Genomic DNA, 15,013 nt, shown 5'->3' on the forward strand with positions numbered 1-15,013 from the left:
GATATTTATAATTCCTCCAGTAAAACATAGGTTCCTACAGATGTTCTTGTAGATGCTCCTGAAACATAATATCCTGAGTTTCCGGCATTACTTCCTCCATAACGTACCTTGAGTTCAACATACGCGTTGCCAGCGGAGCCTGTTGTTACGATGATAATGGGAGGAGTAACACCCCCGTCATCAAAGGTTTCTGTAGACGATTCCGTATATCCCTGGGTTGTTACGATTGCTTCAGCGTCACCACCGGCTGAAAACAGAGATGTGATATAACCGGGAGTAGTATTGCTATTACCAGTGGTACTTCCTTTAATTCCAATGTATCCGGTTATTTTAAATGTTTTATTGGGGGGTAAATTGATTCTGTCTTTTTGGCTATTAAAGGACAGGTGATCTGTATTAATACCGCTTACCACACCATCATATGTTAAATTGTAGTCAGTCCCTTTTGTAGTAAGAAACTGCGATGAGTTTTTGGAAAGTACCGCATAGATTTTTCTTCTGATCACTTCAGGATTACTGTCCGATAATTTCTCAACATTCACTTTTTGAACAATCCCATTATCATCTGATGTTAAGATATATTTGGGAGCGGATGCAATACTGTCTACTTTCCTGATTCTTGTGTTTCCATTTACATCAAGAGTAGCAGTTGGGGCTGTTGTGTTAATTCCTACCTGTCCAGTTTGCGAGTACGCAAGTGGCATAATGCTTATAAAAATAAGTATTTTTAACTTCTTCATAATTTGTTGCTTTTTGGCAAAGTTAAATTAATTCAATTATAAGAGAAAAAATACGAATTAAATATATTATGTTTGACATAACCAAAACACTTTTATCCCATCTTTTGTAAAATAAACCTATTGAGTTAAAGCTGTAATGTTTTACGTTATTAATAGTAAGTTAGGAAGTAAAAAAAAAACAGGCTGTCTTAAAAAGACAACCTGTTTAATTTTTTATTAAGAAAGTTGATTATTTCTCAACGTCATATTTACTAATTACTTTCTGAGTAACACCCGAACTACTGAAACCACCGTCATGGAAAAGATTCTGCATTGTTACTTTTTTGGTAAGATCAGAGAAAAGTGTAACACAGTAATCTGCACATTCAAGTGCCGTAGCGTTTCCAAGTGGAGACATGTCTTCTGCATATCCAAGGAAACCTCCGAAACCTTTTACTCCACTTCCGGCAGTGGTAGGAGTAGGAGACTGGGAAACCGTATTTACACGAACTTTTCTTTCCCCCCAATAGTTTCCGAATGTTCTCGCGATACTTTCAAGATAAGCTTTGTTATCAGACATATCATTATAATCAGGGAATGTTCTCTGAGCAGCAATATAAGTAAGTGCCAGGATGCTTCCCCATTCATTCATACAGTCTTTTTCCCATGCCACACGCATTACTTTATGGAAAGAAACAGCGGAGATATCCCATCCTTTTTCCAACCAGTCGTAGTTCATTTCTGTATAATGTTTTCCTTTTCTTACATTTACGGACATTCCTATGGAGTGAAGGATGAAATCTATTTTTCCGAATTTTGCGATCGCAGCATCAAAAAGTTTTTCAAGATCTTCAACAGAAGTAGCATCTGCTCCGATAACTTCTGAGCCTGTTTTTTCAGCTAAACCGTTAAGTTCTCCCATTCTCAAAGCAATAGGAGCATTAGATAAAATAAATTCAGCTCCTTCTTCATGGCATCTTTCAGCAACTTTCCATGCGATCGATTGTTCATTAAGGGCCCCAAAAATAATTCCCTTTTTGCCTTTAAGTAAACCGTATGACATAATTTTTTAATGTTTATTAATATTACAAATGTAGCGATAATTTGTGTTTAGAACATAATAAAAAAACGGAGCCTTATAAAAAGGTTCCGTTTTTTTGAAAATATTTATATGACTGAAATTTTAATTGGTTTTTTTTATTCCATTCCGCTTTTACATCTTCAGCCGCATCCTTGGTTTTTTCCCAGGCTTCATCCGCCTTATCCTTGATGTCTTCCCAAGTGTCAGAAATATTAGCTTTTACCCTGTCAAGCCAATCTTCCTGACTAGCTTCTTCGTCATTGTTTCTTTTTTCATTGATATAATCCCTAGCTTTGTCTGCTAAATCATTAATTTTCCATTTCGCATCGGTCGCTGCATTTTTTAAAGAGTTTTCTGTTTTATTTACCGCGTCCTCTGCTTTGTTGTAATCCGAATTGTTCATAACATTTATTATTTAGTGTTGTTTATAGTAAAACAATAACCATTCCTAAAATCGGGCTCTGTTGTTAAAATTTTCATAATCTTTTGTTATAGTTTTCTAAATCCGTTTTATCTTTAAAGGGATAAATACAATCTTGAGATATGGAAAAAATACGTTGTGGATGGTGTGAAAAAGATGATCTGTACAGGAAATATCATGATGAAGAATGGGGGAATCCTGTTTATGATGATCAAAAGATTTTTGAATTTCTGATCCTTGAAAGTTTCCAGGCAGGATTAAGCTGGTATACCATTTTAAGCAAAAGAGAACATTTTACGAAGGCTTTTGATGGCTTTGACTATAAAAAGATTGCAAAATATGAGGATAAAAAAAATTGAGGAGCTTATGCAGAATTCCGGCATTATAAGAAACAGGTTGAAAATTTTAGCAACGGTCAACAATGCACAGAAGTTTATGGAAGTCCGGAAAGAATTTGGAACTTTTTCCAAATATATCTGGGGTTTTGTAGGTGGTGAACCTATTGACAATAGGCCCAAAAGCTTGAAAGATGTTCCAGCCACTACTGAAATTTCCGATATTTTATCTAAAGACCTCAAGAAAAGAGGTTTTAAATTTATGGGATCAACGGTAGTATACGCCCATATGCAGGCGACCGGTATGGTAAATGATCACATCGAGAACTGTTTTCTGAGGCTGCAGTCCTGATACAATAACAAAATTATATAAAACTAAAAACGATGAATAGAATTTTACTTATGGCAGGTCTGATCTGCGCAAATTTAATGTTCGGGCAATCCAAGAAGTCACTTGAAAAGAGGCCTTTTATTCCGGTTGAAATTACTAAAACTGATGGTTCTACTGAAAATATTTTGTTAAGAGATATTTATTTCCCAAAAGCTGAATCCTTTATGGGGATTGTAGCACAAAATAAAAATAAATCTGTTTTTGAGAATGAACAATTATTTGAATACAAAACTTCTGAAGCGTCGGAGATCAAGAAAATAGGGTATCATGATATTCAAAAAATAAAGGTAGTAGATAAGTATGATGATGAAGTTATAGGTTATGAAAAGCTGAGCATTAAAAAAGTGAGTAAGGATAATGATGTGAAAGATAAAAATTATACAGCCATCCTTCCCATTCTTTACGATGGTAAAATAGATATTTACGGGTATGAATATACAGTTTGTGGCAATGGCATGGGATGCATGTACGCAGGCACGATTATGTATATTAAAAATGACAAATCAGATTTTGCTGTAATGCCTGTTGATGTGGATGAAGTTTCACTGTTTAACCTGGGAAGCCTCGATGAAAAATTAATTAATGCTTTTAAATATGCCGGTGGGGATTGCCCTGAATTTGTAAAGTATCTGGATAATCTTTATATAAAATTACAGGACAGGGATTTTAGGAAAAAAATGAAGCAGGACATTAAAGACAATTACCAAAAAGCGATTGATGAATCTAAAAGTCTTGATAAAAAAGATAGATTCAATTATGTTACACGAAAAAGATCCGAATATGATATTAAAATGTTTGTGAAGATCATCAATGAATATGAAAAGAATTGTCCATAAAACAAAAGGATTTCAATTTTGAAATCCTTTTGTTTTTTTCTTATTATTTGATTATTCTCTCCAATACCCATTCAATAAGGTTCTTTTCCGATGCATGGTGATCAGAGGAAAATTCCCCACGTCTTCTGTTGGCTATTACATTATTTACAGTAATTGCTTTGTGTCCCAATAGTTTTGAGAACGCATAAATTGCCGAAGTTTCCATTTCGAAATTAGTAATGCCAAGTTCGTTCAATGTTTCCAGGAATTTATCATCCAGGGATTTCAGACGAAGTTGTCTGCCCTGTGGAGCATAGAATCCAGGGAATGTGGCGGTATTTCCATGATATCTGGCATCTTTGTAGTATTCAGCAATATCTTCAGCCCAGTCAGCAAAATAAAGCATTGGCTTAATTTTCTCATAAGGGAACTTTTCGATAAAGTTCTTTGAAAAATCATTTTCAAAATGGTAATCCTTATAAAAGTGCATAAGACCATCCAAACCTACAACATTTTGGGTTACCAGCATATTGTCCACCTGTACATCTGGATTCACGCTACCACATGTTCCCATACGGAAAAGTTCAAGCGCCTTATGTTCGGTTTTAATTTCCTTATTTTTAAGGTCGATATTAACCAGGGCATCCAGCTCATTCATTACAATATCGATATTCTCCGTACCGATTCCGGTGGACATTACTGAAATTCTTTCACCGCGTAAAACTCCTGTGTGGGTATAGAATTCCCTTTTATTCTTTTTAATCTCTACTTTATCAAAATACTGAGATACTTTCGGAACCCTGTCAGGATCACCAACCAGGATAATTTTATCTGCAATATCTTCAGGTAAAAGGTTTAAGTGGTAAACACTTCCGTCATCATTTAGTACCAGCTCGGAAGCTGCAAGTTTATTTAGCATATTATGTTTATTTTTTTATGTCAATGAAAATGGCATCTTTATAAGGAGAACTTACAAGCTCATAAATAGAGCCGTACTCTTCTACGATCCTTTTCTGGCCATTGAAAACTTCGTAAACGGTTACTGTTGTTTTTTCAAAGTTTTTAGGATCTTTTCTCTGGGAGGTAATTTCATAAAAATGATTATCTTTTTTCAAAACAGAAACCAACTCTTCTCTAGTTGAATTATTCGAAGACATCATTCCCGGAAAATCCATTACAACATCTTTTAATTCGGTATAAGTTTTATAAGGTTTGGTCTCGCCGTTGGAGTAAACGTAAACTTTAGGTACGGCCTGATCCTGTACCAGACGGATCAGGTAATAATCATTACCCTTTTTTTCTGCATATACTGCCATTTCCTGACCTAATTTCTGGGCAAAAATCCCAAATGAGAAAAGACTTGCTACAAAAGCCAGTAGTAATTTTGTTTTCATAATGATATTTCGTTTTTGATTAGTTGTAAATATATAAAATCCTCATCCCATTAATCTCACATCATATTTTAAAAAGAACAGGCAGTATATCCGGCTTTTCAGTATAATGAATTTGGTTTCGGGGTTTAAAATTAATAAAAATTCATGAATTAAAATATAAACATTATTTAATCCAGATTTAAAACTGAGATAATGTATGGTGATTACATTTGCCGCTAAAAATTTCATGAAATACTCTTTACTGCTTATTATTTTAACTTTCGGTTTTGCAATCATGTCATTTAATCCTACAGATAAAGGGACGAAAAATGAAAATACTTTTATCAATAACGGGTTAACTGACTTTAAAAATAAGCTTGAACAGTTGAAAAGAGATGTTTACCTGTTTGGGGATGACAAAATATCTCTTGAAGATCTGCAGAAATCATTGAGTACTACCCGAAACTCTTTTAAGGAAATAGAATTCTATATTGCCTATCATTACCCTGAATTCACAAAAACCCATCTTAATGCTGCTCCTTTATTTCATATTGAGGCAGCAGGAACGTCCGCCTATACTTTGCCCCCGGAAGGATTACAGGTTTTGGATGAACTGATTTACTCGGAAGAGGCAGCTGAACAGAAAGAGAAAATAAAATCCATTACTGATTTTTTGTACAATAGTTATTCTAACTTTTATTTAAGCTCGGTAAAAAACGGATTGAGCAAAGGTGTCAATAAAACATTACCACTCCGTATAGAGTTAATAAGGATTTATAGCTTGGGAGTTACAGGCTTTGATACACCCGGTTCTTTAAATATTTCTGAAGAAGCAGCGTATGCGCTTTTGGGAATAAAAAAATACATTAATGATGATCCTTATTTTAGGAATTATAATATTCAGAAAGCAAATACCATTCTTTCTGATGCAACCGGATACCTTGCAGTTAATAAAAATTTTGAAACATTTGACCGCATTGAATTTTATAAAAAATACATCCAGCCTCTTTATGAAGAATTTGGAAACTGGGACGGAAGAACAGATGACCTCAAGGCGTTTTCGGGATGGAACGCTCAGAACAAAAATTTTTTCAGCAGCGATTTTCTGGATCCCTATTTTTATACCCTTTTAAAGGTATCTGAAGATAATCCTGAGCTTAAGAAACTGGGCAAAGAAATATTCTATGACCAAAGTGTAAGCGGAAATGGAAAAATGAGCTGCGCTACATGCCATTTACCGGAAAATGCTTTTACAGACCTTAAAGCAAAGTCGCCAAGTAATGTTGAAGGAAAAACCGTGTTGCGGAATTCTCCTTCTTTATACAACGCAGTATTTGCTAAAAGATTTTTTTTACGATATGCGTGCTTTTTATATCGAGCAACAGGCAGAGCATGTTATCTACAATGAACAGGAATTCAATACGAGCTATGAAAGTATTATTAAAAAATTAAAGGAAAAGCCGGAATATAAAAGAGCATTCCGTACAGCATTTAAAGATGGGAAGATCAGTAAAGAAAATTTCTCCAAAGCATTGAGTTCATATGTAGCTTCCCTTTATTCTTTTGAAAGTGATTTTGATCGCTTTATGAGAAATGAGAAAGAAATCTCAGATGATGCTAAAAAAGGATTCAATTTATTCATGGGAAAAGCCAATTGTGCAACCTGTCATTTTGCCCTCATTTCTCAGGATTGGTTCCTCCCTTCTATAATGAGAATGAATCGGAAGTGTTAGGGGTTACAAAAGCTCCGATCAGTAAACTGCCTTTAGAACTGGATTCTGATTTGGGAAGAGTGAAAAGCCCGGTGAAAAAAGAAAATTCCTGGATCTATGAAAATTCTTTTAAAACCATGACAGTAAGAAATATTGCGCTTACAAAGCCTTATTTTCATAATGGAGCATTTAATACTCTGGAAGAAGTGCTGGATTTTTATAATGAAGGAGGAGGAGAAGGTCTGGGGTTAAAAATAAATAACCAGACTTTACCAGCGGATAAACTTAATCTTACCGAAACTGAAATGAAGCAGATCATTGCATTTCTAAACGCTCTGACGGATGTAAGCAAAAGATAACAGGGAAGTGTTTATAATGAGCGGGCTAAGGCTTATTTTGATTTAATAAATGAATTTCGAAATTCGAAATGAACGTGCTATACTTAAAAAGTAATCGTATTAAGTTTAATATTCCACTTATATGGTAATTATCCCATAACCACGAATTTCAAATCTGCATCATATTTAACACAAACTTAATTCACTTAACATTGGGTTTTTAATTTTGTAACATTGCTGATGCTTTATTTAAAACTCTATTAATAGAGGGCTGGTGATAAAAAAATAGTTTTGCAACATCTAATAAATCGAAATTATTATGAAGAAAAAACTACTAACAGTTGCAGCTCTTGCACTCGTATCAGGTTCTGCCCTTCAGGCACAGACCTTTGTTTTCAATAAAAATGCCTCATGGAGGTATATCGACAACAACCAGGCGCAGGTTACCCAGTGGAAAGATACCAATTTTGATGTTTCTTCCTGGTCTACAGGAAACGGTCCTTTAGGATATGGAGATCCTGTCACTACCACGATTAACACAGGTCTTACTACAGCCTATTTTGCAAAAGACTTTAGTGTTAATCTTGCGGATCTTTCCGATACGATGGAATTAGGAGTGATGAGAGATGATGGTATTGTAGTATACCTAAACGGACAAGAAGAGGTAAGGGACAATATGCCTGCAGGAACTATTGCTTTCAATACACCATCCGTTACAACAATTGACGGTGCTGCTGAGAATGTGTATAATGTATTCTCAATTCCAAAGTCAAAATTTGTTAACGGAAACAACAGGATATCTATTGAATTGCATAACAGAAGCGGACAAAGCTCAGACCTGAGAATTGATGCTTATCTGAAAACGGTAAGCGGAACAACGAACCCTGTTGGTTGTAATGCTGCCCACATCAGTTGTTTTACTTCTATTGTTCCTACTTCACAAACCAATAAATTGATCATCCCGGCTGAGCATAAATATCAGCTTATTTTAAAAGAAGGAGATGCCTATACACAAGGAGGCGGATTAGTAGGGGGACAGAATGATTTTACTGCTTATGTTGCTAAAAACGCCAGTTCAACCGACGGTTATCTTTCAGTAAATCATGAAACAAATCCTGGTGGCGTTACGATGGCTGAAATTAATTATAATGCATCAACGAAACTTTGGCAGCTGACCAAATCGAGGGCTGTGGATTTCTCTACACCAAGCCTGGTACAGACGATCAGAAACTGTTCGGGAGGGATTACCCCTTGGGGAACTGTGGTTACCGCTGAAGAATCTGTAACCTCAAGTGATACGAATGCTGACGGATATAAAGATTATGGCTGGCTGGTAGAAATTGATCCTGCCACAGCTCAGGTAATTTCACAGAATCCGGATGGTTCTAAAGGAAAATTATGGCAGATGGGTATTATGAACCACGAAAATGTGGTGATCAATAATGCCGGAACAACAGCTTATTATGGAGAGGATGGAGGAACCCATCTGGTTTATAAATATGTAATGGATACCCCAAACAACCTTTCATCGGGTAATCTTTATGTATTGAAACTGGACCAGGGGTTAAGCAGCTCAGGAGATCCTGTAGTAACTACAGCAACATGGATCCAGGTGCCAAATAAGACAAAAGCAGACCAGAATAATACGAATAACTTGGCATTTTCACTAGGTGGAACAAAGTTCAACGGAATTGAGGATGTTGATATCAGTCCATTGGATGGAAAGATTTATTTTACGGCTAAAGGTCTGAATAAAGTATATCGTCTGCAGGATAACGGAACTACGGCTTCACAGGTAGAAACATTTGTTGGAGGGCTTTCTACGGTATATTCTTTCAATACTGCGCAAGGAATCAAATCCGAAGCATGGGGGGATGGTAATGACAATCTGACTTTTGATGAACTTGGAAACCTTTGGGTATTACAAGATGGAGGAAAAAATTATATCTGGGTAGTAGCTCCAGACCACACACAGGCCAATCCTAAAGTAAGACTTTTTGCTTCAATGCCTGCCGGTTCTGAACCTACGGGACTTACCTTTACACCAGATCATAAATTCGGATTCTTCTCCATTCAGCATCCGGATGCAACGATCTCTACAGATGTAGATGCTACTGGAAACACAATTGATTACAGAGGGAAATCTGCTACCATTGTTGTAGCTCTTAAAAATAACCTTGGGCAAAACGGAACTTTGGCAACAATTGATGCTAAAACAGAAAGTTCAGTTACTGTTGCTCCTAACCCGACATCAGGAATGGTGAAGATTAATTCTTCTAAAGGCTTGAAAGATATTTCTGTAACAGCCTATAGCTTGGATGGTAAAATTGTATTCACAAGGAAATTTACGGGTTCTCATACTTCATTGGATGTAGACTTTACATCCCAGCTTGAAGCATCCCGTGTTTTGATTGTAAATATCGAAGCTGACGGATTCCAGAAAACAGTAAAAGTTGTAAAAAAGTAGTATATTAATATTCAATAGCTGCCGGTAATTCTGTTACCGGCAGCTTTTATCTGTCTATGAAAAAACTTTCCTTATTGGTTACTTTGTTCGTGCTGAACTATAGCTATGCTCAGATCGATCCTGTAAAATATCCTACCTATACGAATATTGAAGACGCTTTGAAAAGTGACCAGCCGGTATACAGTATAAGTTTCAGAGGTAAAGGCTTATTTAACCTTCCTTCTGATATCAGGAAATTCTCGTCCATGTTCTTTCTTAATATCATGGGCAATAATCTTGAAAAGATGGATCCTGAATTATTTACATTGAAAAATCTTGAGATATTGAATGTCAATGAAAACAGTATTAAATTCATTCCGGATGAGGTGGGAGAGCTTACCCAATTGAAAACCCTTTCAATGAATCTGAACAGCCTGACGTCGGTTAATCCAAATATTGCCAGATTGCAGCAATTGAAAGTAATTCATCTCGATGCTAACAATCTGAATGTTTTCCCCGAAGCTTTGACGCAAATTCCTGCCTTGGAAGAAATTAATCTTCAGGATAATCAGATCAGTTTTGTTTCTGAACGTCTCAATCATATTAAAAATCTAAAATACCTGAATCTGGCAGCTAATCAGATTAATGATCTTGGCAATATTGAGTTTCCAAAGAATCTGAAATATCTGGAATTGCAGCAGAATGCTATTTCAAAACTACCCGAATCCCTCTTTGAGTCAAAGAATCTGGAGTTTCTTAATGTGAGCCAGAACAATATTCACGAAATTCCCGCAAAAATAAAAGGACTGAAAAATTTGGTAAGTATAAATCTTGCAAACAATAACCTGAAAGAACTGCCTGAAGATATTTCCCGGTTGAAAAATCTCAAAACATTAATATTGACAGGAAATCCTATGGATAAGACAACCATTGAAAAATATAAGAAACTTTTACCTGATACGCAGATCTATTTCTAAACTATCCGCCGACTCTTTTGGTTTTATAGCCCATATCTTTAAGGATATCCATAATTTTATCACGGTTATCTCCCTGAATAATGATGGTTCCGTCTTTTTCCGAACCTCCTATTCCTAAAGTGGTTTTGATCTTTTTTGAGATTTTTTTCAAATCTTCTTCACTGCCTTCCCATCCTTCAATCACGGTAACGGGTTTTCCGTTCCTTCCTTTTTTTTCAAACTTGCATACTAAGGGCTCTTTCTGCTTGAATTTTTCTTCAGGCATTTCAAAATCCTGCTCCTCATGGTCAGGAAAAAGGTTCTTTAGTTGATCTCGTAAATCCATAAAACAAAATTAAAAATAATAATTAATTCTGCGTCGCAGTTTTCATAATCATTTCACAAAAGTATTGGATCATAACAAATATTGGGGAATAGATTTATTTACAGCAAAAAGCAAGTTTGATTTTTATATTTTTGAAATTCATAAAATTCATTAAGCTAAAATGAGACCATGAAAATAAAAGCAAAAACTATTATTATTGCATTCACTTTAATTTTTGGAGGAGTAAATGCTCAGACAAATTTTTCCACAAATCCCCTGGATGCTGTCTTCGAAACAAAAGATACTGACAAATTCTGGAAAGCCTTTGATCTGATAGGTACATCAAAGCAAAACCCTTTTGTAGATTATGTGAAAAACGGATCTCCCGGAGTAAAGGGGTTTATGCAATTCAGGATCATCAATGCGGATTCTTTATATTCGAAAGTAAAAAAGAAAAGGGAAGATTATTTAAAGAGTCGGAATGTTCTGAGTGGAATCAGTCAAAAAGAAAAAAGAACGAGGGCAATTTACAGCGCACTAAAATATTGGTATCCTGAAGCTAAATTTCCACCGGTATATTTTGTCTATGGAAGATTTAATTCAGGAGGAACAACCTCTAATGATGGTATTATAATTGGCACTGAAATGCTTAAAAATCTGGATGGTATTACCGGACTTATTGCCCATGAACTGATTCATTTTCAACAAAATATTACAGGAAATGATATGCTGTTAAAATATACCTTACTTGAAGGAGGTGCAGATTTTGTGAGTGAACTGATATCAGGGGAAAATATTAATACCAACGCTTTTCAATACGGTGAAGCACATGCTGATCCCTTAAAGAAGGAATTTGTAACTCTTTTAAAGGGGAACAACGCTACAGATTGGCTTTATGAAACCAGTAAAAAAGACGATCGTCCTAATGATTTGGGATATTGGATGGGATATAAAATTTCTGAAGCTTATTTTAATAAACAGGCAGACAAGCATAAAGCAATCCATGATATATTAAATATTAAAGATCCTCTGTTGTTTTTAAAAGAAAGCGGTTTTTTAGATCAATACATCAAAGAATATATAAAGCAGAACAACAAAAAGCTCGAGGATTTTTTTTAAAGCGTAAGCGTGTCCGAACTTTTATAGAATTGAATTTGTTTTGTTTTCAGCCATGTGATCTTTATAACAGCAATTATACAGATTCCGTTATAGTCTAATTATAAAGTTGTTGAATTGCAAAATGTGTAACTCAAAAAATCAGTACTGAAAAGAAAATAAATAAAAGCTTTAATAAAAATTTAAGTCTTTAAAAGAATCAGTTTCATAGGAAAATAGGTAAATTTGTATATTAAAAGTTACAGAAAATGTCGAAAAAAGCAATACTGGCGATACTTGACGGATGGGGATTAGGAAAAAATCCTGAAGTTTCAGCACTGGATAAAGCCAATACACCATTTATAGATAGTTGTTTTCATAAATTTCCACACACCACACTTGAAGCGAGCGGTACTGCGGTAGGTCTTCCTGCCGGGCAGATGGGGAATTCAGAAGTAGGACACATGAATCTTGGAGCAGGAAGAGTGGTTTACCAGAATCTTGTAAAACTGAATATGGCTGTAGAAAATGGGACCCTCGGGGAGGAAAAAGTTATTCAGGAAGCTTTCGAATATGCTAAAAGAGAAAATAAAAAAGTACATTTTATCGGATTGGTTTCCAATGGAGGAGTACATTCTCATATCAATCATTTAAAAGGCCTTTTAACCGCAGCTAAAAATTTCGGACTGAATGAAAATGTTTTTGTTCATGCTTTTACAGATGGACGGGACTGTGATCCTCATTCCGGATTGGGATTCATCAAAGAACTCGATGAGCATATGCTGGCTACGACCGGAAAACTGGCAACAATTGTCGGAAGATATTACGCGATGGACAGGGATAAGAGATGGGAAAGGGTTAAATTAGCTTATGATGCTCTAACAGAAGGAGTAGGATTGCAGACAACCGATGCGATAGCAGCAATTCAGCAGTCTTACGATAATAATGTTACGGATGAGTTTTTAAAACCAATCATCATGATGAACACCACAGAGACAGGTAATGTAGTTCCTGTAGCTAAAATAGTGGATAATGATGTAGTCATTTGCTTTAATTTCCGTACCGACAGGGGAAGAGAGATTACAGAAGTTCTGTCACAGAAGGATTTTCCGGAATTCTTTATGCGTAAGCTGAATCTGTACTATGTTACACTTACCAATTATGACAAGACCTTTAACAATGTAAAGGTGGTTTTTGATGAAGAAGTTTTACAAGAAACTATGGGGGAAATCATTGAAAGAAATGGTAAAACACAGATCCGTATAGCAGAAACAGAAAAATATCCCCACGTTACCTTTTTCTTTTCCGGTGGTAGAGAAAAAGAATTTGTTGGTGAAAAAAGATTGCTTTGCCCAAGCCCTAAAGATGTTCCTACTTATGATCTTAAGCCCGAGATGTCTGCCTATGATATCACCAATGCTATTGTTCCGGAACTGGAAAATGAAACAGCAGATTTTGTTTGTCTGAATTTTGCCAATACCGATATGGTAGGACATACCGGAGTATTTGAAGCTGCTGTAAAAGCTGCTGAAACAGTAGATAAATGCATTGAAAAAGTTGCTACTACGGCTTATGAACATGGTTATGCGGTGTTCATCCTTGCAGATCACGGAAACTCGGATGTAATGATTAATCCTGATGGAACACCGAATACACAGCACTCCACGAATCTGGTACCTCTCATCATAATGGATAAGGACTATACCTGGAATTTAAAACCGGGAAAATCCGGAAAGCTGGGAGATGTAGCTCCAACTATTTTAAAAATAATGGGGATTGATATTCCGGAAAGTATGACAGGAGATGTTTTAGTAAGCTAGTCTACCAATAAAAAAGTTAAAATGTCGTTATATTTAATAATGGCATTTTTTATGATATATGTCATACATATTATGAGAGACATATGTTATTATGCTCTAAATAATAAATAAATCATATCTTTGTATATTAATTATAATAAATCTAAATAGCTGAAATGTATCAAACACTGGTAAGGAAGGAAGTGATGAGTATTTTAGAAAAGGAAGTAAGTTCTTTTCTGGAAAAGTTTTTGACGCCCATTGAAAAAATATGGCAACCCTCAGATTATCTTCCGGATCCGTCAAGTGAAAATTTCAAATACGATTTAGAAGAAATTCAGACTTTTGCCCGTGAAATGCCTTATGATCTTTTTGTGACTCTTATTGGCGACTGTATCACAGAAGAAGCTCTGCCATCTTATGAATCATGGTTAATGGGTGTAGAGGGGATCAATCAGGAAGAAAAGGTAGGCTGGGCCAATTGGGTAAGATCATGGACCGGTGAAGAAAACAGGCATGGAGATTTGCTGAATAAATATCTTTATTTATGCGGCAGGGTAAACATGAGAGAAGTTGAGATCACTACTCAGTACCTGATCAGTGACGGTTTTGATCTTGGAACGAGCATGGATCCTTACCGGAATTTTGTATATACAAGTTTCCAGGAAACAGCCACTAATATTTCCCATAGAAGAGTAGGAACTTTAGCGAAACAATCCGGAAACGGAAAATTGGCAAAGATGTGTGGAGTGATTGCAGCAGATGAGGCCAGACACGCTAAAGCATACAAACATTTCGTTGCAAAGATCCTGGAACTGGATCCTTCCGAAATGATCCTGGCATTTGAAGATATGATGCGTAAAAAAATTGTAATGCCTGCTCATTTAATGAGACAGTCTGGGCAAAAAGCTGGTGAGCTTTGGGGGCATTTCTCAGATGCAGCACAACGATGCATGGTATATACCGGTCAGGATTATATCAATATCATGAAAGATCTGCTTGACGAGTGGAAAATAGAACACATCAAAGGTCTTACTGAAAAGGCTGAAAAAGCACAGGAATACCTTATGAAGCTTCCGGCGAGATTACAGAAAATTACAGACAGAGTTTCTACTCCTGACTTACAATTCCAGTTCAGTTGGGTGAAAAGTTAGGTATGGAATACTTAAAAAATAAAAGTAAGAGTGCCAAGTGTTTTTGGCACTCT

General features: G+C 35.8%; 17 protein-coding genes. 11 read left to right on the top strand and 6 right to left on the bottom strand.

Going from position 1 to position 15,013, the window contains the following annotated elements; genetic code table 11:
- Positions 1–5: 5 nt before the first annotated feature.
- The 3 genes from ACJ5H0_RS01255 to ACJ5H0_RS01265 form a co-directional block, all read right to left on the bottom strand.
- The gene (locus ACJ5H0_RS01255; RefSeq protein ID WP_411246817.1) at positions 6–740 is read right to left on the bottom strand and encodes a hypothetical protein; all 735 of its coding nucleotides are present in this window, start codon (positions 738–740) and stop codon (positions 6–8) included.
- Between the two features lie 229 nt (positions 741–969).
- Positions 970–1,782 (bottom strand): enoyl-ACP reductase FabI, encoded by an 813-nt coding sequence (locus tag ACJ5H0_RS01260; protein ID WP_172283283.1) that lies wholly within the window; start codon positions 1,780–1,782, stop codon positions 970–972.
- A gap of 73 nt (positions 1,783–1,855) precedes the next feature.
- Positions 1,856–2,203, bottom strand: coding sequence for a hypothetical protein (locus ACJ5H0_RS01265; RefSeq protein WP_411246818.1), 348 nt, complete (start codon positions 2,201–2,203; stop codon positions 1,856–1,858).
- 140 nt (positions 2,204–2,343) lie between these two features.
- On the opposite strand from ACJ5H0_RS01265, the gene ACJ5H0_RS01270 reads away from it, so the two are divergent.
- From ACJ5H0_RS01270 to ACJ5H0_RS01280, 3 genes are read left to right on the top strand one after another with little or no spacing between them, the layout of a single operon-like run.
- Positions 2,344–2,580, top strand: coding sequence for a DNA-3-methyladenine glycosylase I (locus ACJ5H0_RS01270; protein ID WP_411246819.1), 237 nt, complete (start codon positions 2,344–2,346; stop codon positions 2,578–2,580).
- On the top strand, positions 2,561–2,908 hold the full coding sequence (locus tag ACJ5H0_RS01275; RefSeq protein ID WP_411246820.1) for a DNA-3-methyladenine glycosylase I: 348 nt from the start codon (positions 2,561–2,563) through the stop codon (positions 2,906–2,908). The genes ACJ5H0_RS01270 and ACJ5H0_RS01275 overlap by 20 nt, the downstream gene beginning before the upstream one ends.
- A gap of 32 nt (positions 2,909–2,940) precedes the next feature.
- Positions 2,941–3,783, top strand: coding sequence for a hypothetical protein (locus ACJ5H0_RS01280; RefSeq protein ID WP_273647820.1), 843 nt, complete (start codon positions 2,941–2,943; stop codon positions 3,781–3,783).
- 43 nt (positions 3,784–3,826) lie between these two features.
- Here ACJ5H0_RS01280 and ACJ5H0_RS01285 read toward each other — a convergent pair whose 3' ends face one another.
- The gene (locus ACJ5H0_RS01285) at positions 3,827–4,681 is read right to left on the bottom strand and encodes a nucleoside phosphorylase (protein ID WP_411246821.1); all 855 of its coding nucleotides are present in this window, start codon (positions 4,679–4,681) and stop codon (positions 3,827–3,829) included.
- 7 nt (positions 4,682–4,688) lie between these two features.
- Positions 4,689–5,156, bottom strand: a complete 468-nt coding sequence (locus ACJ5H0_RS01290) for a hypothetical protein (protein ID WP_411246822.1) — start codon at positions 5,154–5,156, stop codon at positions 4,689–4,691.
- Between the two features lie 196 nt (positions 5,157–5,352).
- Here ACJ5H0_RS01290 and ACJ5H0_RS01295 point away from each other — a divergent pair, with 196 nt between their 5' ends.
- The 5 genes from ACJ5H0_RS01295 to ACJ5H0_RS01315 all read left to right on the top strand — a co-directional run bounded on the left by ACJ5H0_RS01295 (position 5,353) and on the right by ACJ5H0_RS01315 (position 10,608).
- Positions 5,353–6,543, top strand: coding sequence for a cytochrome-c peroxidase (locus tag ACJ5H0_RS01295; protein ID WP_411246823.1), 1,191 nt, complete (start codon positions 5,353–5,355; stop codon positions 6,541–6,543).
- Positions 6,494–6,868, top strand: coding sequence for a cytochrome-c peroxidase (locus ACJ5H0_RS01300; protein ID WP_411246824.1), 375 nt, complete (start codon positions 6,494–6,496; stop codon positions 6,866–6,868). The genes ACJ5H0_RS01295 and ACJ5H0_RS01300 overlap by 50 nt, the downstream gene beginning before the upstream one ends.
- Complete coding sequence (locus ACJ5H0_RS01305; RefSeq protein WP_411246825.1) at positions 6,826–7,206, top strand: hypothetical protein; 381 nt, start codon at positions 6,826–6,828, stop codon at positions 7,204–7,206. Before ACJ5H0_RS01300 ends, ACJ5H0_RS01305 begins: the two co-directional genes overlap by 43 nt.
- A gap of 298 nt (positions 7,207–7,504) precedes the next feature.
- Positions 7,505–9,652 carry an alkaline phosphatase PhoX gene (locus ACJ5H0_RS01310; RefSeq protein ID WP_411246826.1) on the top strand — a complete coding sequence of 716 codons (2,148 nt, stop codon included), beginning with the start codon at positions 7,505–7,507 and terminating at the stop codon, positions 9,650–9,652.
- A 56-nt stretch (positions 9,653–9,708) separates the two neighbouring features.
- On the top strand, positions 9,709–10,608 hold the full coding sequence (locus tag ACJ5H0_RS01315) for a leucine-rich repeat domain-containing protein (protein WP_411246827.1): 900 nt from the start codon (positions 9,709–9,711) through the stop codon (positions 10,606–10,608).
- 1 nt (position 10,609) lies between these two features.
- On the opposite strand, the gene ACJ5H0_RS01320 is transcribed toward ACJ5H0_RS01315, so the two are convergent.
- Positions 10,610–10,933: a translation initiation factor gene (locus ACJ5H0_RS01320; RefSeq protein WP_411246828.1), complete on the bottom strand. Its 324-nt coding sequence runs from the start codon at positions 10,931–10,933 to the stop codon at positions 10,610–10,612.
- Positions 10,934–11,101: 168 nt separating this feature from the next.
- Between ACJ5H0_RS01320 and ACJ5H0_RS01325 the strand changes: the two genes are divergently transcribed.
- The 3 genes from ACJ5H0_RS01325 to ACJ5H0_RS01335 all read left to right on the top strand — a co-directional run bounded on the left by ACJ5H0_RS01325 (position 11,102) and on the right by ACJ5H0_RS01335 (position 14,960).
- On the top strand, positions 11,102–12,031 hold the full coding sequence (locus ACJ5H0_RS01325; RefSeq protein ID WP_411246829.1) for a DUF2268 domain-containing putative Zn-dependent protease: 930 nt from the start codon (positions 11,102–11,104) through the stop codon (positions 12,029–12,031).
- A 245-nt stretch (positions 12,032–12,276) separates the two neighbouring features.
- Positions 12,277–13,827, top strand: coding sequence for a 2,3-bisphosphoglycerate-independent phosphoglycerate mutase (gene gpmI, locus ACJ5H0_RS01330; RefSeq protein ID WP_411246830.1), 1,551 nt, complete (start codon positions 12,277–12,279; stop codon positions 13,825–13,827).
- A gap of 155 nt (positions 13,828–13,982) precedes the next feature.
- Complete coding sequence (locus tag ACJ5H0_RS01335; RefSeq protein WP_411246831.1) at positions 13,983–14,960, top strand: acyl-ACP desaturase; 978 nt, start codon at positions 13,983–13,985, stop codon at positions 14,958–14,960.
- Positions 14,961–15,013: the final 53 nt, after the last annotated feature.

The sequence above is a fragment of the Chryseobacterium proteolyticum genome (genome assembly GCF_046591535.1).
GTDB lineage: Bacteria > Bacteroidota > Bacteroidia > Flavobacteriales > Weeksellaceae > Chryseobacterium > Chryseobacterium proteolyticum.

Bases quoted from the DNA above. Each gene is read 5' to 3' on its own strand.
- ACJ5H0_RS01310 (WP_411246826.1), top strand. From the start codon at position 7,505: ATGAAGAAAAAACTACTAACAGTTGCAGCTCTTGCACTCGTATCAGGT.
- ACJ5H0_RS01290 (WP_411246822.1), bottom strand. From the start codon at position 5,156: ATGAAAACAAAATTACTACTGGCTTTTGTAGCAAGTCTTTTCTCATTT.
- ACJ5H0_RS01270 (WP_411246819.1), top strand. From the start codon at position 2,344: ATGGAAAAAATACGTTGTGGATGGTGTGAAAAAGATGATCTGTACAGG.
- ACJ5H0_RS01260 (WP_172283283.1), bottom strand. From the start codon at position 1,782: ATGTCATACGGTTTACTTAAAGGCAAAAAGGGAATTATTTTTGGGGCC.
- ACJ5H0_RS01325 (WP_411246829.1), top strand. From the start codon at position 11,102: ATGAAAATAAAAGCAAAAACTATTATTATTGCATTCACTTTAATTTTT.
- ACJ5H0_RS01265 (WP_411246818.1), bottom strand. From the start codon at position 2,203: ATGAACAATTCGGATTACAACAAAGCAGAGGACGCGGTAAATAAAACA.
- ACJ5H0_RS01255 (WP_411246817.1), bottom strand. From the start codon at position 740: ATGAAGAAGTTAAAAATACTTATTTTTATAAGCATTATGCCACTTGCG.
- ACJ5H0_RS01335 (WP_411246831.1), top strand. From the start codon at position 13,983: ATGTATCAAACACTGGTAAGGAAGGAAGTGATGAGTATTTTAGAAAAG.
- ACJ5H0_RS01285 (WP_411246821.1), bottom strand. From the start codon at position 4,681: ATGCTAAATAAACTTGCAGCTTCCGAGCTGGTACTAAATGATGACGGA.
- ACJ5H0_RS01280 (WP_273647820.1), top strand. From the start codon at position 2,941: ATGAATAGAATTTTACTTATGGCAGGTCTGATCTGCGCAAATTTAATG.
- ACJ5H0_RS01295 (WP_411246823.1), top strand. From the start codon at position 5,353: ATGGTGATTACATTTGCCGCTAAAAATTTCATGAAATACTCTTTACTG.
- ACJ5H0_RS01315 (WP_411246827.1), top strand. From the start codon at position 9,709: ATGAAAAAACTTTCCTTATTGGTTACTTTGTTCGTGCTGAACTATAGC.
- ACJ5H0_RS01300 (WP_411246824.1), top strand. From the start codon at position 6,494: ATGCGTGCTTTTTATATCGAGCAACAGGCAGAGCATGTTATCTACAAT.
- ACJ5H0_RS01320 (WP_411246828.1), bottom strand. From the start codon at position 10,933: ATGGATTTACGAGATCAACTAAAGAACCTTTTTCCTGACCATGAGGAG.
- ACJ5H0_RS01275 (WP_411246820.1), top strand. From the start codon at position 2,561: ATGAGGATAAAAAAAATTGAGGAGCTTATGCAGAATTCCGGCATTATA.
- gpmI (WP_411246830.1), top strand. From the start codon at position 12,277: ATGTCGAAAAAAGCAATACTGGCGATACTTGACGGATGGGGATTAGGA.